Below are 18506 nucleotides of genomic sequence, written 5' to 3' on the forward strand. Positions count from 1 at the left end.
TCCTTAATAAACTGAATCAGGATGCGCTGGGCTACTTGCGTCTTGCAGCGAAAACCCTTGGCGGCGCTGCGCCCATTCATCTTGCAGGCGTTGTTCGCGTTGGTTTTCTTGTTGTTGCGCCAAGGCTTGGTAGCGGCTTTGTAGTTTAAGTAGCGCTTCGCTTCGGCTGTGTTGTTGTTGCCAGTGGTTTTGCGCGGATTGAACCTGCTGCTGGCTGTGCTCGATACGCTTTTGCTGCGCGTCCAAGGCGCTTTGCAGTTGTTCGAGAAAGCGCCGGAAGTCTTGCAGTGTTTGCGCGCTTTGTCCTTGTCTGCCCAGTTGCTGCCACTGTTGTTGATAGCCTAGCTGATAGCGCAGTAACGCGGTTTGTTGCGCTTGTTGTTGGGATAACTCGCGCTGGCACTGCGCAAGCTGGGCGGCGGCTTCTTGTTCTAACTTTTTCGCTTGCTCTATCACCGGCTGCAAGCGTTTGGCGGGATTAGGTCTCATTGGCTAAGCCGTTCAAGCAGTGCTTCGAGCGTAGCAAAGCGCTCTTCAATGCGCTCCATCGGGATATCTAATTTAAGCCGTGAGGTGCCTTCAAAGCGGTATTGTTTGGGCGCACTTTGTACCAGCGTAATCAGCTTTATCGGGTCTACCTGGGTGCTGGCGGCAAAGTCGATACGTGCGCCGTTTGCAGTGCAGTCAATTTTGTCGATACCCAGTGGTTCAGCCAGCAGTTTTAGCGCGGTGACGCGCAGCAGGTTGCGTGCAGGCGGCGGCAGCAGGCCAAAGCGGTCAATCATTTCGACCTGAAGTTCATCCAGCGCCGCCAGATTTTCGGCGCTGGCGATGCGTTTGTAGAGGATTAGCCGCGCCTGCACATCGGGCAGATAGTCTTCTGGGATCAGCGCGCTCAGGTGCAGGTTAATTTCTGTGCCATGCGCCAAGGGTTGTTCCAGATTGGGCTGCTCGCCTTTTTGAATGGCTTTAATCGCGCGTTCGAGCATTTCCATATAAAGGGTAAAGCCGACCGCCTGGATTTGCCCGCTCTGGCCTTCGCCCAAGAGTTCACCTGCGCCGCGAATTTCCAGGTCATGGGTCGCGAGGATAAAGCCCGCGCCTAAATCTTGTGCTCCGGCAATCGCTTCCAGGCGGCGCTTTGCGTCGTCGGTCATTTGTTTTGGCGGCGGAGTTAAAAGATAAGCATAAGCCTGATGGTGACTGCGGCCGACCCGTCCGCGTAATTGGTGCAATTGGGCGAGGCCAAATTTATCGGCGCGGTCGATGATGATGGTATTGGCGCTGGGGATGTCGATACCGGTTTCGATAATGGTCGAAGTCACCAGCACATTAAAACGCTTGTGGTAGAAGTCGCTCATCACCTGTTCCAGCTCGCGCTCGCGCAGTTGCCCGTGGGCAATGCCGATACGCGCTTCCACTACTAATTCAGTTAAATCTGCCGCGCATTTTTCGATGGATTTAACCTCGTTATGCAGGTAGTAGACCTGCCCTCCGCGCAGTAATTCGCGCAGCAGCGCTTCTTTAATCGTGGCCGGATTGCTTTGCAGCACAAAGGTGCGCACCGACAGCCGCCGCGCCGGAGCGGTCGCAATAATCGATAAATCGCGCATGCCAGCGACCGCCATATTGAGCGTGCGCGGAATGGGCGTTGCGGTGAGCGTTAAAATGTCTACCTCGCTGCGCAACGCTTTTAGCTGCTCTTTTTGGCGCACGCCGAAGCGGTGTTCTTCATCGATAATAACCAGCCCCAGATTGGGAAAACGCACGTCGCTTTGCAGCAGTTTGTGCGTGCCAATCAGGATGTCGATTTTGCCGCCTTCCAGTTGTTGGCTCACTTCGGCCAAATCCTTGGCGCTTTTAAAGCGGCTCATGACCTCGACCGCAACCGGCCAATCGGCAAAGCGGTCGCGGAAGCTGTTGTAGTGCTGTTGCGCCAGCAAGGTGGTTGGCACCAGTACGGCGACCTGCTTGCCGCTGTGTACGGCGATAAAGGCCGCACGCATGGCCACTTCCGTTTTACCAAAGCCGACATCACCGCAAATCAGCCTATCCATTGGCTTTGCTGAGAGCATATCGGCGCGTACGGCTTCAATCGCCGCTTGCTGGTCGGCGGTTTCCTCAAAGGGAAAATCCGCCGCAAAAGCCGCGTAATCCGCCGCAGGGTCGCTAAAAGCAAAACCCTCGCGGGCGGCGCGGCGGGCGTAGGTATCTAAAAGTTCGGCGGCAACGTCACGCACCTGCTGCGCGGCTTTGCGTTTGGCTTTTTGCCATTGCTCGCTGCCTAAGCGGTGCAGTGGGGCGCTGTCTGCGTCACTTCCGGCATAGCGGGCAATCAGATGAAGGCTTGCAACCGGCACATAGAGTTTGGCATCACCTGCATATTGCAGGGCGAGGAACTCAGCGCTTTGCCCGTCAAATTCCATGCTGACCAAGCCCAAATAGCGACCCACGCCGTGGTCGATATGCACCACCGGCGCACCGATGGAAAGCTCCGACAGGTTTTTAATCAGCGCATCGCCGCTGGCTTGCCCGCGAGTGCGCCGCCGCCGCTGCATAACTTGTTTGCCGAACAGGGCGCTTTCACTGATGAGCGCGACTTGTTCGGTCAAAAGGCTTTGCTCCAGCGCGGCAATGCAGATGCAAACGGGCTCGCTTGATGGGATAAATTGCGCCCAACCGGCCACTTCTTTAGGTTTTAACGGGATGCGGGAAAGTTGCGCAAGCAGCGCCTCACGTCTACCTGCGGATTCGGCGCAAAACAGCACGCGGCCTGGGTAATCCTCAATAAAACGGCGCAGCTTGGCTAAAGGTTCGCGCGCTTTGGCTTCAATCGCCACATCAGGCAAGGCGGATGTATCGGCCGTGGTAAGGTGGATTTGCGGCCAGCGTTTAAGCCTTGCAAAACAGTCTTCTACCGGTAAAAACAGTTCCGCAGGCGTTAGCAGTGGGCGCGTGCGGTCTACTCCGTATTCTTGATAGCGATTTTTCGCATCCGCCCAAAATTGCTCGGCGGCGGGCATTAAAGCGGGCAGTAAAAAAACTTGGGTGTGTTCGGGCAGATAATCAAACAGGCTCGCGCTTTGTTCAAAAAACAGCGGCAGCCAGTATTCGATACCGGCGGGGATTAAACCGCAAGATATATCCTGATAGAGCGGGCAGCGTTGTAAATCCACTTCAAAACGTTCACGAAAACGCTTGCGAAAGGCGTTGATGCTGTCTTTATCCAGCGCAAATTCCCGCGCCGGTAGCAGCTCAATTTTTTCGACTTTATCCAGTGTGCGCTGCGTTTGTGGGTCAAAGCGACGTAGGCTTTCGATTTCATCGTCAAACAGGTCAATCCGCAGCGGCAGGCGGCTGCCCATCGGGAATAAATCCAAAATCGCCCCGCGCACGGCAAATTCGCCGTGCTCGTAGACGCTATCGACCTGCCTGTAACCGGCAGCGGCAAGACGCAGGCGCATGGTCTCGCGGTCGAGCTTTTGCCCGACATCCAACAGCAGGCTTTGTCCCAACAAAAATGACGGCGGTGCAAGGCGTTGCAACGCCGTTGCAATCGGCACTACCAGCACGCCACTTTGCGTTTGCGGCAAGCGGTAAAGCGTGGCTAAACGCTGCGAAATAATGTCCTGATGCGGGGAAAACACATCGTAAGGCAGGGTTTCCCAATCGGGAAAATGCAATACCGGCAACTCCTGCGCAAAAAAGCGCAGCTCTTCAGACAGCCGTTCAGCGCTGGCGCTGCCTTCGGTCAAAAGCAGACAAAAGCGCCCGCTTTTTTTGACCGCCTCGCTGATGGCAAGCGCCTGCGCAGCGCCAGCCAAAGGTGGCCAGTGCTGGCACCGGGACAAATTGGCAGGGTAGGGCAGGTCGAAAATAGGCAAGGACACGGGCACTTAAGTGTTGGCAAAAAAGAAAGGCGCGGATTGTAACCTAAGGCATTGCACAGTCTTACTCTCTCAACCATTGGTGGGAGAGGGAAAACAACGCTAAACATCTGCTTGACCGCCTTATTGGCAAACCGTAGCCTTGCTCGACCAGTAGTAAAGGTCTGCCTGCCCGCCGGAATTAGCAGGCTATAAAAATTAGCAGGAGAGTACTTAATATGCCGTACAGATTTGCCTTGATACCCGCTTTATTACCGTTGACCTTGACTGTTGCCCTGCAAAGTGCCCTTGCGGCGGAAAATGAGCGCGCCGATTTGGTCAGTATCTGGCGTGAAGCGGTGCAGAGCAATCCGGATATACTCGCTGCGCGCGCCAACTACCAAGCCATTCGCGAAATTGTGCCGCAAGCGCGCGCCGGGCTGTTACCGCAACTGGGCGCGGGGGCCAGCTTCTCTACTAATCAAACCAAGCTTGATACGCCAGAGCGTAAAGTAAAGCGCAGCGGCCTGCTCTGGCAGGCAAATTTGAACCAGCCGTTATTCCATATTGACCGTTGGTTTGGCTTTAAAGCGGCCAAAGCCACCGATGAACAAGCGCTGCTGCAATTATCTGCCGCTGAACAAAATCTGATTATGCAAAGCGCCGAGGCTTACTTCGCGGTGCTACGTGCACAAGACAACCTCGCCTCCACCCGCGCCGAAGAGGCGGCTTTCAAGCGCCAGCGCGACTTGGCCGAGCAGCGCTTTGCCGTGGGTTTGGGCGACCGTACCGACATGCTGCAAGCGCAAGCGGTGCATGACGGTGCACAAGCCGCGCGGATTATCGCCGAGCGTTTGGTCGATGATGCCTTTGAAGCCTTAAGCCAATTGACCGGACAGCAGTATCGGGCGCTGGAAGGCATTCGCCACAGCCTGCCGATACTGCCACCGACCCCGGCCGATGCCAGCGCTTGGGTCGATGCCGCCATGCAGCAAAACCTTGAACTGCTCGCCAGCCAGCACGGTATCAATGCCGCCGTGCAAAGGGTGCGGCAGAATAAAAGTGACCACCTGCCCACGCTAGATGCACTCGCGCAGTATCAACGAGGCGACAACGACCGCTTAGGTTTTACCAATAGCGGCATGGCACCGCGCTACAGTGGGGACGTCGAACAAAGCGCCATTGGTCTGCAACTGAATATCCCGATTTACAGTGGCGGCTTAACCAGCGCCCGCGTGCGCGAAGCCACGGCCAGGTTAACCCAGGCCGAACAACTCAGCGAAAGCCTGCAACGGCGCGTGGTGCAAAACGCCCGCAACCTGTACCGCGCGGTCAATGCCGATGTGGCGACGGTGCAGGCACGCAAACAGGCGATTGTCTCCAGCCAAAGCGCACTGGAAGTGACCGAAGCGAGCTACGAATTAGGCACGCGCACTATTCTTGACTTGGTTGAAGTACAGCGCCAGTTGTACGGCGCGGTGCGCAACTATAACGATGCCCGCTACGACTACATTCTCGACAATCTACGCTTAAAGCAGGCCGCTGGCACCTTAAGTCCGGATGACTTGTCCGCTCTCGCCGAATACCTAAAGCCGGACTACGACCCGGATCAAGACTTTCTGCCGCCGGATTTGTCGGAATACTCCATCTATGAGATGGAAAACAAACTGGCCGCCGTACCCGTGCAGAGTCTTAGCCCGCAGCATCAATCGCTGCTCTTGCCGTTGGGCGGGCTTTCGCGCTCAGCGCCGTAATTTGCCATCACGTCCGCTTTGCCGGCGGGCGTTTTAATAAAAGAGAAACCACTTGTCCGCACTGCTAAGCCTGCTCAGTACCCGCGTTATTGACCCGCCGTTATCCGCTTTGCACAGCCTTTGCGAACGCCAAGGTTTGACCGCTTCACTGCCGCGCCGCTTGTCTTTGGGTTGTTTTGAGTGGCAGCTTCGCGGCCATCCACAAGATTTAGCGGCGCTGCGCACGGATTTGCAAATGCTTGCCGATAAGCAATCGATTGACCTGGTTTATCAAGCCGACAGCGCCGCCCGAAAGCACTACCGACTGGCCGTGTTTGATATGGATTCGACCTTAATCAAGGCCGAAGTGATCGATGAGCTGGCACGTGAAGCGGGCGTATTTGCCGAGGTGGCCGCATTGACCGAACGCGCCATGCGCGGCGAGATCGACTTTCGGCAAAGTTTTACCGCCCGCCTTGCCCTGCTAAGGGGGCTGCCAGAAAGCGCACTGCAAACTGTATTTGAGCGTTTGCGCTTAATGGATGGGGCAGAGCGTCTGTTTGCCGGACTAAAACCACTTGGCATTAAAACCGCCATCCTTTCCGGCGGTTTTGACTACTTTGCGCGAGGATTGCAGCAGCGCTTAGGGATTGACTGGATACTGGCCAACGAGCTGGAGATTAAGGACGGCAAGCTAACCGGTATGGCCGGGCAGAAGATAGTCGATGCCAACGCCAAAGCGCAGCGTTTAAGCGAGTTGGCGCAGCAACAAGGCGTACAGCTCTCGCAGTGCATTGCTGTAGGCGACGGTGCCAACGACCTGCCCATGTTAAAACTGGCTGGACTTGGCATTGCCTATCACGCCAAACCCAAAGTCAAAGCACAGGCGCAGCACGCCATCTCCCACTTTGGGCTGGACGGCCTGCTGTATTTGTTGGGGCTGGCTGGGTAGGGTCTGTTCCCGCTTCAAACGTGGCCGCGACGGAGACAGATTTTGCGCGCAGCAAGGCGCGAGAAGAGAAATTTGCTCATGCAAATGAACGACGAGCAACACAGCGGCGCGAAAAATCTGCCCCGTCCCTTCGGGCTGCGCCCAAAATTTCGCCATACGGCGTTGCAGCACTTGCCAAGGTTGTACACATTGGCTGCATGCTGCGCCTAGTTTGGCGAAATTTTGAGCAGCAGCGCGGCTCGCGTTTGAAGCGGGAACAGACCCTATCTCCCGCGTAACTCTTTTAAAACGGCGCGGCTGTCTGGCCTGATGCCGCGCCAGAGGAAGAAGGCTTCGGCGGCTTGTTCAACCAGCATGCCAAGGCCATCGGCATTGACCAGCGCACCCTGTATGCCAGCCCATTGTTGAAACAGGGTGGGCGTTTTGCTGTAGAGCATGTCGTAGCAAGCACCTTGGTCTTGCAGTAAACCGTCTGGCAACGGCGGCAGTTCACCGGCAAGGCTTGCGCTGGTGGCGTTGATAATCAGCTCAAAGGGTTGTTCGCGGGATAAATCGGCAAAACCACAGACACGCAAAGGACCCAGCGTGGCGAACTCGTCCAGCAGATTTCGCGCTTTATCCAAGCTGCGATTGGCAATCACTAATTCGCCAGGATTTTCGCCCAGCAGTGGCTCAAGTACGCCACGCGCGGCACCGCCAGCACCCAGCAGCAAAATGCGCCGCCCTTTTAATGGCAGCGCAAGGTTTTGCGTTAAATCGCGCAGCAGTCCCGCGCCATCGGTGTTATCGCCTAGCCGCTTGCCATCAGGCTTACGAATAAGCGTATTGACCGCAGCGGCGCGCCTGGCGCGCTCAGTCAACTCATCACAGAGCCGGTAAGCATCCTGCTTAAACGGCACGGTGATATTGCATCCTTTGCCGCCTTGTGCAAAAAAATCAGCAAGACTTTCGGCAAAACCGTCCAGCGGCGCAAGAATGGCGCGGTAATGCAGGTTTTGCCCGCACTGCTCGGCAAATTGCAGGTGAATGTGCGGCGATAGGCTATGGCTAATGGGATTGCCAAATACGGCGTACATATCCATCGGCGGCAACCCTCTCCTAAGCCCTCAGTCCAGCCAATTACGATTTTGCAAAAAGTATTCGGTTAAACGCGCTTCTTCGCTACCCGCGAAGGGTCGCCAGTCATACCCCCAGCGCACTTGCGGCGGCAGTGACATCAAAATGGATTCAGTGCGCCCGCCCGATTGCAGGCCAAATATCGTGCCACGGTCGTAAATCAGATTAAATTCTGCATAGCGACCACGGCGAAACGCCTGAAATTCGCGCTGTGCTTCGGTAAAGGGCGTATTTTTGCGCTTTTGCACAATCGGCCGATAGGCTTTGATATAGGCAGCGCCCACGCTGCGTAAAAAGGCAAAACTGGTATCGAAATCCCATTCATTTAAATCATCAAAAAACAGCCCGCCAATACCGCGCGGCTCACTGCGGTGCTTGAGATAAAAATACTCATCGCACCAGGCTTTAAAACGTGGGTAAACATCCGCGCCAAACGGCTGGCAGGCTTCACGGGCGACTTGATGCCAGTAGCGGCAGTCTTCTTCCACGGCGTAATAGGGGGTTAAATCAAAACCGCCGCCAAACCACCAAATCGTCGAGTCATCCGGTTTTTTCGCTACAAATAACCGCACATTAGCATGTGATGTCGGCACATGCGGATTGCGCGGATGGATGACTAAAGAAACGCCCAAGGCTTCAAAACGGCAACCTGCCAGTTCCGGCCTTTGTGCAGTGGCCGAAGGCGGTAAACCCTCGCCGAAGACGTGGGAGAAATTAACCCCGCCTTTTTCAATCACTGCGCCTTCTTCCAGCACCCGCGTGCGCCCACCACCACCTTGTGGGCGCTGCCAGTTTTCTTCACGGAAAGACTGCTGTCCGTCTTCTTCGGCGAGCGCGTTGCAAATTTGATCTTGTAAATCCAGCAGCCAGTTTTTAACCGTTTGGATGGGAAGGCTCACGTTTGTCACCTTGGCAAGTGGGGGGAAGGCGTGCAAGGATAGCAGCATGCTGCGCCCCACCTTTGACCATCGTCAAAATAAAGGATTGGTTTTATGTCCATGCGTATCCAGTTTTCCCACCACGGCGGTATCGAGGTACTTCAATACCTCAGCTATCAACCTGCGCCGCTGGGCGCACAAGAGGTACTGGTTAAAAACCACGCCATCGGCCTTAATTTTATCGACATTTATTACCGCAGCGGCCTGTATCCGCCGCCCGCCTTGCCGTCCGGGCTTGGCAGCGAAGGGGCGGGCGTGGTGGCCGCCATCGGCAGTGAGGTTAAGGATTTTCAAGTGGGTGAGCGGGTCGCCTACGCGACCGCGCCGCTGGGTGCGTACAGCCAGTTGCATGCCGTGCCTGCCGATAAATTGGTCAAACTGCCAGATGCCATCAGTTTTGAACAAGCCGCCGCGGTGATGCTTAAAGGCTTAACCGTGCAATATCTGCTACGGCAGACTTATCCCGTTAAAGCGGGAGAAACCATCCTTTGGCACGCCGCTGCGGGTGGGGTGGGTTTGCTTGCCTGCCAGTGGGCAAAGGCTTTGGGCGTTAAGTTAATCGGTACGGTCTCTTCAGCGCAAAAAGCACAAAGCGCAAAAGCCGCTGGTGCTTGGCAAGTGATTGATTACAGCCGCGAAGATGTTGCCGCACGGGTGCTAGAGCTTACCCAAGAGGCAAAATGCCCGGTGGTTTACGACTCGGTCGGCAAGGACACTTGGGAAACCTCGCTTGATTGCCTTGCCCCACGCGGTCTTTTGGTCAGCTTTGGCAATGCCTCAGGCTCGGTGGAAGGGGTGAACCTTGGCACGCTCACGCAAAAAGGCTCAATCTATATCACTCGCCCAACGTTGTTTCATTACGCCAATAACGCCAAAAACTTGCGGCAAATGGCCGCTGAATTATTTGAACTCATGAAAAGCGGGCAGATTAAAGCGCATATTGGTGCTCGTTATCCGCTTGCCGATGCGCCGCAGGCGCAAGCACAACTCGCCGCCCGCAAAACCCAAGGCTCAAGTATTTTGCTGCCTTAGTAAGGAATAACGATGTTTACCGGCATTATTGAAGCCATCGGCCAATTACGCTCGCGCCAAGATAAAGGCGGCGACTGTCGTATTGAGATTGCCAGCAGGGCGCTTGATTTATCGGATACCAAGCCAGGCGACAGCATCGCCGTTAACGGCGTTTGCCTGACCGTAACCGAATGTTTAACAGATGGCTTTTGCGCCGATGTCAGCCGCGAGACGCTAAGCCATACCACTATCGGCCATTTGCGCACAGGCAGTTTGCTTAATCTGGAAAAAGCACTGCTGGCCACTTCGCGCTTAGGCGGACACTTGGTCAGTGGTCATGTCGATGCTGTGGGCGAGGTGCTCTCAAGAAAAGACAATGCCCGTGCGGTGGAGTTTCGTATTCGCGCACCAAGAGAGCTTGCCAAATATATCGCGCATAAAGGCTCAATTACCGTCGATGGCACCAGTTTGACGGTCAATGCAGTCAGCGGCGCAGAATTTGCTTTAACCCTTATCCCGCACACCATAGCGCTCACCATCAGCCAGCATTACCAAGCAGGCACAAAGGTTAATTTGGAAGTGGATTTGCTCGCGCGTTATTTAGAGCGATTACTACAAGCTGAAAAGCCTGCCAGTGGCACCATTACCGAACATTTTCTTGGTGAGCACGGTTATTTGTAACTTCTTTCCTCCCCGCCCCTTTACGGCATGGTTTTATGGCACTCAATAGCATTTCTGAACTAATAGAAGACATTCGCCAAGGTAAAATGGTCATTCTGATGGACGATGAAGACCGCGAAAACGAAGGCGATGTCATTATGGCCGCCGAGTTTGTCACCGCCACCCAGATCAACTTTATGGCCAAACACGCGCGCGGCTTAATTTGCATGCCAATGAGCAAAGAGCGCTGCGAGCGCCTGCAATTGCCTTTAATGGCCGCGCGTAACGGCTCGGGCTTTGGCACTAAATTCACCGTCTCGATTGAAGCGGCGCAAGGGGTGACGACCGGCATTTCTGCTGCCGACCGTGCACGCACCGTGCAAGCCGCCGCCGCGCGTGATGCCAAAGCCGACGACATCGTAAGCCCGGGGCATATCTTCCCGCTGATGGAGCAGCCCGGCGGTGTATTGGCACGCGCCGGACATACCGAAGCGGCCTGCGACCTGGCCAGGCTCGCAGGTTTTGACGGCAGCGGAGTGATTTGCGAAGTGATGAACGATGATGGCAGCATGGCAAGACGCGCGGAACTTGAAGCCTTCGCCAAGCTGCATCAGCTTAAAATCGGCACCATTGCCGACCTTATCCACTACCGCCTGCTGCACGAACGCACCGTCAGCCGCATTGACGAGCGTCCGCTGGATACTGAACTGGGCGCATTTCATCTGGTCACCTATCGCAATCGCTTAGATGACAGCGTGCATATGGCGCTCACCTTGGGACAAATCGACCCAGGGCAGCCGACCCTGGTGCGTGTCCACAATATGGAACCGCTGCGTGATTTGCTGATGGTCAAGCAAGCCGGCCGCTGGAGCCTGCGCGCCGCCATGCAGCGCGTGGCCGAAGCCGGTAGCGGCGTGGTATTGCTGCTGGGCAATCCGCTATCGGGTGCAGAACTGCTTGCGCATTTAGAGCCGGTAGAGCCGCAAAGCCCGACCAGCTACAGCACCGTTGGCGTAGGCTCGCAAATTCTGCGCGACTTGGGCGTTCGCCAAATGCGCCTACTTAGCGCCCCGATGAAATTCAGTGCGCTATCCGGCTTTGATTTGGAAGTGGTCGAATACCTGCCGCCCGCTGAATAATCTTTCGATCAAGCCAAGCTCGCTATTATGAATAACGCATGAATAGAGTGGCGGCTTGCTCGATAAATTAAAGAGCAGCAAGGAAGGAAGGTATCTTGGATGAGCATTTAAATATGGCGGAAGCGGTGAGATTCGAACTCACGGACGGTTGCCCGTCGCTGGTTTTCAAGACCAGTGCCTTAAACCGCTCGGCCACACTTCCGCAGGGGCGCATCTTAACGCAAGCGCGGGGGCAAAGAAACAAGCAGTCAAATTTTTCAGCGCATCATGGACTTGGCAGATGCATCTTATCTGCTATGATGCGCCAGTTCATATTTTAGCCTTTGCACGAACAGGAGATTTGCCATGCAAGAGCAAAATTTAAGCCTTGAGAAAGCGCAAGCGACACAGCTTGAGGTGAGCAATGTACTGCGCAATACCTATGGATTGCTGGGGCTGACCCTGCTGTTTAGCGCATTCACTGCCTTTTTAATGCGCAATAGCGCACCTATGCACTTTCTTATTATCTTGGTTGGCTTTTATGGTTTGCTTTTTCTTACCCACAAATTGCGCAACTCCCCTTGGGGGCTGGTTTCTGTTTTCGCACTAACCGGCTTTATGGGGATGACGCTGGGGCCGATTATCAGCTACTACCTCAGTATTCGTGGTGGCGCTGGCATAGTGGCGGCGGCTTTCTCCATGACAGCGCTGGTATTTTGCGGTTTGTCTGCTTACGTGCTGACCACCCGTAAAGATATGAGCTTTTTATCGGGTTTTATCATTGCTGGTGTTTTTGTACTGCTAGGGGCGATGGTCGCTAATTGGGCTTTTCAGATCAGCGGCCTTTCACTGGCTATCAGCGCGGCTTTTGTGCTGTTTTCTTCGGCCTGCATTTTGTATGAGACCAGCGCCATTATTCATGGTGGCGAACGTAACTACATCATAGCGACCGTTGGCCTTTATGTATCGATTTACAACCTGTTTTTAAGCCTGCTTCACTTAATCGGCGCTTTTGCTGGTGATGACTGATTGTCGCCGGTTTAACGAAAAAGCCCGCGAATTGCGGGCTTTTTTATAGTTAATTGTGAATAGACATGAAATTTGCCATTGCTTTATTTTCCGCGCCACATACTCCGGCGGCACGACGCGCTTTACGTTTTGCTGAGGCCGTGGTCGAAAGTGGGCATAAGATTGTGCGCCTGTTTTTGTATCAGGATGGTGTACAAACAGCCTCCAACAATATCGTAACAGCTCAGGATGAAACCGATATCGCCAAGCAATGGCAGCAATTTATCAAGCAGCAACAACTGGATTCAGTGGTCTGCATTGCCAGTGCCTTGCGCCGGGGTTTGTTGGATACAGAAGAAGCCAAGCGCTACGGACGAAGCGCCGCTAACCTGAATGAACCTTGGCAATTGTCTGGTTTAGGGCAATTGCACGAAGCCATACAGCAGTCTGACCGTTTGCTTTGCTTTGCATGAAATCCCTATTAATGGTTAGCCGCAGCGCGCCTTGGGCGGGAGCCAGCGCTCGCGAAGCGTTGGAAATAGTGCTTGCAGCGGCGGCTTTTGATTTACCAGTGGCACTACTGTTTTTGGATGATGGCTTGTTTCAATTAACGGCTAACCAACAAGCCCATTGCCTGCAACAAAAAGACCTTAACGCCAATCTTAAAGCGCTGCCGTTATTTGGTATCGATGATTGCTATGCGGCTAAATCCAGCTTAATGGAACGCGGGCTTAAAGAAAGCGAAGTTCATTTAGCCGTGCACTGGCTGGATGATAAACAAATCGCCGAATTATTCAGCCGTTACCATCAAATTATCACGCTTTAATCTATGGCTACTTTACATCTGCTTTCCCGTTCGCCTTTTAGCGACAATCAATGGGGTAGCTGTCTGCGCTTGTTATCGGATGCGGATGGCCTGCTATTGACAGGCGATGCGGTCTATGCCGTGCAGCCGGGTACAGCGCCCTATGCCGAGTTGCAAAATTTGCCAGAGGGCATCCGCTTGTTTGCGCTGGAAGAAGACCTTAAAGCGCGCGCGCTAAAAGCGCCTGCCCGTTTGCAAGCACTGGATTACCCCGATTTTGTCGAACTCTGCACTCGCTATGCACGGGTCAATAGCTGGTTATGAATGACTTGCAGAAGCTTTTGGATAAAGACGGCCACTTACTCGATCTGCACGACTGGACGCCGCAAGTGGCCGAAGCCCTGGCGCTGCGTGAAGGCTTGACGCTGGCTAAAGCCCATTGGGAACTTATTGAATTGGTTCGAACTTTTTATGACGAATTTCAGCTTGCACCCAATATGCGTGCGTTGGTTCGCTATGCCAAAGAAAAACTGGGAGAAGATAAAGGCAACAGTCTGTATATCAATCGGCTGTTTCAAGGCAGTCCAGCAAGACAAATTGCACGTTTGGCGGGACTGCCCAAACCCAATAATTGCCTGTAATCTTCCGCCTTCTAACTCGGTGATAAACCCAAGCGATTGCCCATGTTAAAACAAAGTTTAAAGAACCTTCTCGCCACTTGGTTGGCTGGATTATTGGTTGTTTTACCACTGGCCTTGACCTTGGCATTATTGGCTTGGCTGGTTAACCTGCTGGCTAAATTATTGGGGCCGGCCACTTTGCTCGGCCAATTGTTTGCCGTGCTGGGCGAACCCTTGACCAATAACGCACTGCTGGCTTATTGGCTGGGTACTTTATTGTTGATTGCGGCGGTTTATTGCTTGGGTTTTGCCGTACAGCGCGGGTTAAAAGCACCACTAAACAAACTGATTAACGCCGTTCTTGGGCGGATACCGGTGATCAGCAAGCTCTATGGATTGGCCGAACGCTTTGTGGCTTTGGTCGATAAGCAAGAAGGCGCTGCTGACATTAGCGCAATGAGTCCGGTTTGGTGTTTTTTCGGTGGCAAAGGTGCGGCGGCGCTTGCATTGCTGCCTAATCCCAAACCAATAGTTATTGACGGGCGCGATTATTACGCGGTGCTGATTCCCACCGCGCCGATTCCAGTGGGCGGTGGCCTGCTTTATGTACCAACCGACTGGGTAAAACCGGCGGATATGGGCATTGATGCGTTTACCAGCATTTATCTTTCAATGGGTATCAACCCGCCACAATTACCTGCGCAAACGGATAGAGCTAAAACCACATCGGTAGATAGTTGATAAAGCATCCTTGTTTTCTCCAATAATTTTTACAATAAATTGAAATGAAATCATCTAATACATTGGCAAACAACAGCCATCCTTTGGCGGGCATTGGTTTAATGTTGCTTGCCACCTTTATGTTTGCCAGTCACGATGCGTTAAATAAATACCTGGCCGAGTTTTACCCCATTGTGATGGTTATTTGGGTGCGCTATCTGATACATACTTCGTTAATGGCAGCATGGTTTTTACCGCGCTCGGGACTTCGTATTCTGTACAGCAAGCGCCCGGGATTACAGGTACTGCGTGCATTTTGTTTGTTGGCGACCAGCCTGCTATTTATTTGCGGCCTATTGTTTATTCCGCTCGCCGAATCCACGGCCGTTAATTTTTTAACGCCATTATTGGTGACGGCATTTTCCCCTTGGGTTTTAAATGAACGGGTCAGTTTAGGCCAATGGCTTGCCGTTTCTTTTGGCTTTATGGGTGTATTGATTATTGTGCATCCGCGCAGCGACTTTTTTACTCCGGCGATTTTGCTGCCGCTCAGTGCCGCCCTGTCTTTTTGTGGTTATCAGCTGTTGACGCGAAAACTGGCCGAATATGACAGCAGCGTCACCAGTAACTTTTTTGCCGGTGTGCAAAATACCTTGATTATGACGGCATTGGTGCCGTTTTTCTGGCAACTGCCCGCCAGTATTAACCATGCACTTTGGATGTTGGCGCTGGGCGCTTTTGGCATGTTCTCGCACCTTGCGCTTAATCAAGCCTTTTGCTACGCCGCTCCGGCTTTGCTGGCACCTTTTAGTTATTGCACCTTGGTCTTTGCGACCGCCATTGGCTGGATATTTTTTGGTCAATGGCCGGTGAGCAGCAGTTTGTTGGGTATTGCCGTGATTTGCACGAGCGGTATTGCGGCGGCTTGGTTGCAACAACGCTCAGTGTCAACTTAAATCAAGGTTCAATCTGGATTTGGCAGTAGAGGAGTTTTAATAACGAAAAGCCATTTTTGGCAAGGAGGCCGAAAATGCAAACCCCACAAAAAGCCGTGCAAGGCGGTTTTAGCCTGCTTGAACTTATAATTACCCTCAGCATACTTAGCATTTTGCTCGCCGTCGCTTTGCCTGCGATGCAAACCTTTGTTCGTAATCAGCGTAAAACGGCGGAAGTGAATTTACTGATAGGCGCACTGAATTACACGCGCAGCGAGGCGGTAGAGCGGCATCATGCCTTGCGCTTATGCAGTGGCAGTTTTGCTGAGGGTTGCCAAACTGAGCGGCTTTGGCGTAATGATTGGTTGCTGACCTTGGATGAACCGATGAGCCGTATGCACAGAACAAACGAGCCTCTTCGCGTGTTTGCGCACAGCGGCGATTTCTTCTGGCGCTGGCAAGGTGCGGGCGGTAACGCTTTTATCCGCTTTAAAGCCGATGGCAGCGCCGCTGGTAGCAACGGTACTTTTACCCTTTGTTATAAAAAAGAAGCGCTGCATCAGGTGGTGGTTAATTTTGCCGGTCGTATCCGAAACCAAGCAGCGCCGGCTAATGCGCGTTGCGATTAAATGCCGGTCTATTTCAGCATACATTCGTTAAAAGGTTCACTGCAATGCCTAGGGTCTGTTCCCGTTTCGTGTCAAATTATTGAAAAAGAAAGGCAAGTCCGCATCATAGGAGTTCTCACACACCTTTGAAACGGACTTGCCATGCCCCGATTGTTACTCAGTGACGAGCACTGGTCGAAGCTGAAACGGATTTTGCTGCAAAACGGTGTTTATCACAAACGGGATTTACGCATGGCGGTAGAGGGAATGCTGTATCGAATGCGCGTTGGCTGCCCTTGGCGCGACCTGCCTCCAGCCTTTGGTTCCTGGAGTAAGGTCTACAAGCGGTTCAACGCCTGGTGTGCCACGGGCAAATGGCTCAAGGTCTTTCAGGCGCTGGTGGTAGAACCCGACTTGGAATGGGTGTTCATCGATGGCAGCTACGCCAAGGCGCACCAGCATAGCGCGGGAGCCGCTGGCGGTCAGGAGCAGGCCATCGGCAAAAGCCGAGCAGGCAACACCAGTAAAATTCACATGGCCGTCGATGCGTTCGGATGGCCTGTGGCTTTTGAAATCACTGGCGGACAGATCAATGATTGCACGCAAGCGCCAGCCCTCATTGAGCAATTGCCCGATGGGCAAACCTTTATTGCCGACAAGGGCTACGATAGTCAAACCATCCGTGAATGCATTGAACGGCAAGGTGCGAAAGCGATCATCCCGAGAAGACGCAACTCTGCCAAAGACAACGTGGATATGGACAAAGCGCTTTATCGCTACCGGCATCTGGTCGAAAACGTCTTTGCCCGCCTGAAGCACTTTCGCGCCGTCGCTACACGCTTTGACAAACTCAAGCGAAATTATCAAGGCGTCATCGCCATGTCATGCGCCTTTATGTGGCTACCCATGTGAAACGGGAACAGACCCTAGGCAGATCAGCAAAAAGACGTGCAGGCCGCCTTGCGGCGGCTGCCACCGCAGCATCGCCAAGAAGTGCTCGACGAGTTGCAGGCGCGCAGCTAGAGGGCACCGTGTGCAATGCAATGTTGTGGCCTACTTCTTCGCCTTGGTGAAACGCGTTTTTGCGGGTGAGTTCCGCTTGTGGGCAGGTCGTAAGGAGACGTCTGCCACCCCAAGGACTGTCGAGAATCGGCCTGCTGGTGCGCTACGTACCGAAGACTGCCCAGAACCGACTGAGCAACCGGCATTGCGTGAAACCGCCCTGGCGCACATCGCCAATATCCGCAAGATGCTGAACGCCTCGACGAACGCTGGGGACATCGCAGTACAGGTAATGCCCGTCAGCAACTGTGTTCAAAGTCAAGCGATTTTCATAGAATTTTCCTGTGGATAAGTAGGCGACCACGCGATGCCGGATTTCAAGATGGCGTTGATGGTGGTCAGCAGTTTTCGCATGCAGGCGACCAGCGCGACCTTGGACGGCTTACCGGCGGCTTTCAGGCGCTGGTAGAACGCACGGATGGTCGGATCGAATCGCACAGCGCTTAATGCCGCCATATACAGCACGGTACGCACATCAGCGCGTCCGCCCCAGCAAGTACGCCTGCCGCGCATTGTGCCGCTGTCACGCGCCAGAGGAGCGACACCGACCAACTTGCCAATGCCGCGCCGGTTGGCATGGCCCAACTCGGGCAGCATGCTCATCAGCACAGCCTGCGTCGCGCGACCGATGCCTTTGATGCCCTTGAGTAAATCGAGCTTGTCCTTGAAGTGCTTGTCGAGCCTGCGCTCGATCTCGGCATCCAATGCCTGGATCTCCTTGTCCAGCGCCTTGATGATGGTGTGGATGCTTTTGGTTTGCAGCCGATGCGCCAACGGCAGGCGGTTGCGCTCGGCAGTACGCGCCTGCACTACTTGCGCACGGCGTGCCACCAACGCGGCCAGCTCTTGCTGCTCCACACTGGGCAAGCGCAGCAACAACTGCTCGCACCGCTCGCTGCCGTGCAGGGTACGGGCAAAGTGCGACAGCACCCGTGCGTCCACGCTGTCGGTCTTGGTCAGATAGCCCATCGCCTTGGCAAAATCACGCGCCTGGCGTGGATTGGCCACAATGACCGCCAAACCCGACAGGCACAGATGCCGCGCCAGCGCCCGTTCAAAGCCGCCGGTCGCCTCCATCAGCACCAGTGTCACATCCAGACTCTGCAGCCGCGCAAGCAATGCGGCAATGCCCGCATCGTCGTTGCTGAATTGTTCAGTCTCGCATTTGTCGTCCAACGCCACTTCCAGCGTCGCCTTGGAAACGTCAATGCCGACAAACAGCGCGTCTTGGTTTTGAGAAATCTTCGTCATAGCCCTATCTTGCATGGGTCTTAGGAAGCAAACGCGATCAAAGCGGCTGTTCACGCAGTAATTTTAGCAAGGCCAGATAGATGTTTTCATGTCGATGATTGAA

19 protein-coding genes and 1 tRNA gene are annotated in these 18506 nt (G+C 54.1%); 14 read left to right on the plus strand and 6 right to left on the minus strand.

All coding sequences use genetic code 11. The annotated features are described in order from the left end of the window. Window positions 1-3: 3 nt before the first annotated feature. Window positions 4-489 carry a flagellar export protein FliJ gene (gene fliJ, locus AXE65_RS09085; RefSeq protein WP_068391170.1) on the minus strand — a complete coding sequence of 162 codons (486 nt, stop codon included), beginning with the start codon at window positions 487-489 and terminating at the stop codon, window positions 4-6. Further along, window positions 486-3884 (minus strand): transcription-repair coupling factor, encoded by a 3399-nt coding sequence (mfd, locus tag AXE65_RS09090; protein WP_068391222.1) that lies wholly within the window; start codon window positions 3882-3884, stop codon window positions 486-488. The genes fliJ and mfd overlap by 4 nt, the downstream gene beginning before the upstream one ends. Window positions 3885-4105: 221 nt before the next feature. On the opposite strand from mfd, the gene AXE65_RS09095 reads away from it, so the two are divergent. Together AXE65_RS09095 and serB are read left to right on the plus strand one after the other, a co-directional pair. Next, a complete protein-coding gene (locus AXE65_RS09095; RefSeq protein ID WP_079214122.1) occupies window positions 4106-5620 on the plus strand; it encodes a TolC family outer membrane protein in 1515 nt (504 codons plus the stop codon). Between the two features lie 52 nt (window positions 5621-5672). Further along, window positions 5673-6551 (plus strand): phosphoserine phosphatase SerB, encoded by an 879-nt coding sequence (gene serB / locus AXE65_RS09100; RefSeq protein ID WP_068391173.1) that lies wholly within the window; start codon window positions 5673-5675, stop codon window positions 6549-6551. Between the two features lie 263 nt (window positions 6552-6814). Here the strand turns inward: serB and aroE are convergent, their stop codons facing one another. Together aroE and hemF are read right to left on the minus strand one after the other, a co-directional pair. Then, window positions 6815-7633, minus strand: a complete 819-nt coding sequence (gene aroE, locus AXE65_RS09105) for a shikimate dehydrogenase (RefSeq protein WP_068391176.1) — start codon at window positions 7631-7633, stop codon at window positions 6815-6817. 24 nt (window positions 7634-7657) lie between these two features. Continuing rightward, the gene (gene hemF / locus AXE65_RS09110; RefSeq protein WP_239685062.1) at window positions 7658-8566 is read right to left on the minus strand and encodes an oxygen-dependent coproporphyrinogen oxidase; all 909 of its coding nucleotides are present in this window, start codon (window positions 8564-8566) and stop codon (window positions 7658-7660) included. A gap of 93 nt (window positions 8567-8659) precedes the next feature. Here hemF and AXE65_RS09115 point away from each other — a divergent pair, with 93 nt between their 5' ends. From AXE65_RS09115 to ribBA, 3 genes are read left to right on the plus strand one after another with little or no spacing between them, the layout of a single operon-like run. Continuing rightward, window positions 8660-9637, plus strand: coding sequence for an NADPH:quinone reductase (locus tag AXE65_RS09115; RefSeq protein ID WP_068391181.1), 978 nt, complete (start codon window positions 8660-8662; stop codon window positions 9635-9637). A gap of 12 nt (window positions 9638-9649) precedes the next feature. Continuing rightward, window positions 9650-10297 carry a riboflavin synthase gene (locus tag AXE65_RS09120; protein ID WP_068391184.1) on the plus strand — a complete coding sequence of 216 codons (648 nt, stop codon included), beginning with the start codon at window positions 9650-9652 and terminating at the stop codon, window positions 10295-10297. Between the two features lie 35 nt (window positions 10298-10332). Further along, the gene (gene ribBA, locus AXE65_RS09125) at window positions 10333-11415 is read left to right on the plus strand and encodes a bifunctional 3,4-dihydroxy-2-butanone-4-phosphate synthase/GTP cyclohydrolase II (RefSeq protein WP_068391189.1); all 1083 of its coding nucleotides are present in this window, start codon (window positions 10333-10335) and stop codon (window positions 11413-11415) included. Window positions 11416-11529: 114 nt separating this feature from the next. Here the strand turns inward: ribBA and AXE65_RS09130 are convergent. Then, a tRNA-Ser gene (locus AXE65_RS09130) sits at window positions 11530-11617 on the minus strand. 143 nt (window positions 11618-11760) lie between these two features. Here AXE65_RS09130 and AXE65_RS09135 point away from each other — a divergent pair. From AXE65_RS09135 to AXE65_RS09175, 9 genes are all read left to right on the plus strand, one after another. Then, window positions 11761-12423, plus strand: coding sequence for a Bax inhibitor-1/YccA family protein (locus AXE65_RS09135; protein ID WP_068391192.1), 663 nt, complete (start codon window positions 11761-11763; stop codon window positions 12421-12423). 65 nt (window positions 12424-12488) lie between these two features. Further along, window positions 12489-12875, plus strand: coding sequence for a sulfurtransferase complex subunit TusD (tusD, locus tag AXE65_RS09140; RefSeq protein WP_068391195.1), 387 nt, complete (start codon window positions 12489-12491; stop codon window positions 12873-12875). Further along, on the plus strand, window positions 12872-13228 hold the full coding sequence (gene tusC / locus AXE65_RS09145) for a sulfurtransferase complex subunit TusC (RefSeq protein WP_068391198.1): 357 nt from the start codon (window positions 12872-12874) through the stop codon (window positions 13226-13228). Before tusD ends, tusC begins: the two co-directional genes overlap by 4 nt. Window positions 13229-13231: 3 nt before the next feature. Then, window positions 13232-13531, plus strand: coding sequence for a sulfurtransferase complex subunit TusB (gene tusB / locus AXE65_RS09150; protein WP_068391201.1), 300 nt, complete (start codon window positions 13232-13234; stop codon window positions 13529-13531). Continuing rightward, window positions 13528-13848 carry a TusE/DsrC/DsvC family sulfur relay protein gene (locus AXE65_RS09155; RefSeq protein WP_068391205.1) on the plus strand — a complete coding sequence of 107 codons (321 nt, stop codon included), beginning with the start codon at window positions 13528-13530 and terminating at the stop codon, window positions 13846-13848. Before tusB ends, AXE65_RS09155 begins: the two co-directional genes overlap by 4 nt. Before the next feature lie 42 nt (window positions 13849-13890). Beyond that, a complete protein-coding gene (locus tag AXE65_RS09160; protein ID WP_068391207.1) occupies window positions 13891-14568 on the plus strand; it encodes a DUF502 domain-containing protein in 678 nt (225 codons plus the stop codon). Window positions 14569-14612: 44 nt separating this feature from the next. Beyond that, window positions 14613-15503: a DMT family transporter gene (locus tag AXE65_RS09165; RefSeq protein ID WP_068391210.1), complete on the plus strand. Its 891-nt coding sequence runs from the start codon at window positions 14613-14615 to the stop codon at window positions 15501-15503. A gap of 74 nt (window positions 15504-15577) precedes the next feature. Beyond that, window positions 15578-16111 (plus strand): GspH/FimT family pseudopilin, encoded by a 534-nt coding sequence (locus AXE65_RS09170; protein ID WP_068391213.1) that lies wholly within the window; start codon window positions 15578-15580, stop codon window positions 16109-16111. A 141-nt stretch (window positions 16112-16252) separates the two neighbouring features. Then, entirely contained in the window at window positions 16253-17002 is a 750-nt protein-coding gene (locus tag AXE65_RS09175; protein ID WP_068391216.1) for an IS5 family transposase, read from the plus strand. Window positions 17003-17410: 408 nt separating this feature from the next. On the opposite strand, the gene AXE65_RS09180 is transcribed toward AXE65_RS09175, so the two are convergent. Beyond that, entirely contained in the window at window positions 17411-18403 is a 993-nt protein-coding gene (locus AXE65_RS09180; protein ID WP_068391219.1) for an IS110 family transposase, read from the minus strand. Window positions 18404-18506: the final 103 nt, after the last annotated feature.

Origin of the sequence: Ventosimonas gracilis (assembly GCF_001580025.1) — a bacterium.
Classification (GTDB): Bacteria; Pseudomonadota; Gammaproteobacteria; order Pseudomonadales; family Pseudomonadaceae; genus Ventosimonas; species Ventosimonas gracilis.

Excerpts from the sequence above, each read along its gene's own strand:
- fliJ (WP_068391170.1), bottom strand. The coding sequence starts at position 489 with ATGAGACCTAATCCCGCCAAACGCTTGCAGCCGGTGATAGAGCAAGCG.
- AXE65_RS09095 (WP_079214122.1), top strand. The coding sequence starts at position 4,106 with ATGCCGTACAGATTTGCCTTGATACCCGCTTTATTACCGTTGACCTTG.
- aroE (WP_068391176.1), bottom strand. The coding sequence starts at position 7,633 with ATGGATATGTACGCCGTATTTGGCAATCCCATTAGCCATAGCCTATCG.
- AXE65_RS09115 (WP_068391181.1), top strand. The coding sequence starts at position 8,660 with ATGTCCATGCGTATCCAGTTTTCCCACCACGGCGGTATCGAGGTACTT.
- AXE65_RS09120 (WP_068391184.1), top strand. The coding sequence starts at position 9,650 with ATGTTTACCGGCATTATTGAAGCCATCGGCCAATTACGCTCGCGCCAA.
- ribBA (WP_068391189.1), top strand. The coding sequence starts at position 10,333 with ATGGCACTCAATAGCATTTCTGAACTAATAGAAGACATTCGCCAAGGT.
- AXE65_RS09135 (WP_068391192.1), top strand. The coding sequence starts at position 11,761 with ATGCAAGAGCAAAATTTAAGCCTTGAGAAAGCGCAAGCGACACAGCTT.
- tusD (WP_068391195.1), top strand. The coding sequence starts at position 12,489 with ATGAAATTTGCCATTGCTTTATTTTCCGCGCCACATACTCCGGCGGCA.
- tusC (WP_068391198.1), top strand. The coding sequence starts at position 12,872 with ATGAAATCCCTATTAATGGTTAGCCGCAGCGCGCCTTGGGCGGGAGCC.
- tusB (WP_068391201.1), top strand. The coding sequence starts at position 13,232 with ATGGCTACTTTACATCTGCTTTCCCGTTCGCCTTTTAGCGACAATCAA.
- AXE65_RS09155 (WP_068391205.1), top strand. The coding sequence starts at position 13,528 with ATGAATGACTTGCAGAAGCTTTTGGATAAAGACGGCCACTTACTCGAT.
- AXE65_RS09160 (WP_068391207.1), top strand. The coding sequence starts at position 13,891 with ATGTTAAAACAAAGTTTAAAGAACCTTCTCGCCACTTGGTTGGCTGGA.
- AXE65_RS09165 (WP_068391210.1), top strand. The coding sequence starts at position 14,613 with ATGAAATCATCTAATACATTGGCAAACAACAGCCATCCTTTGGCGGGC.
- AXE65_RS09170 (WP_068391213.1), top strand. The coding sequence starts at position 15,578 with ATGCAAACCCCACAAAAAGCCGTGCAAGGCGGTTTTAGCCTGCTTGAA.
- AXE65_RS09175 (WP_068391216.1), top strand. The coding sequence starts at position 16,253 with ATGCCCCGATTGTTACTCAGTGACGAGCACTGGTCGAAGCTGAAACGG.
- AXE65_RS09180 (WP_068391219.1), bottom strand. The coding sequence starts at position 18,403 with ATGACGAAGATTTCTCAAAACCAAGACGCGCTGTTTGTCGGCATTGAC.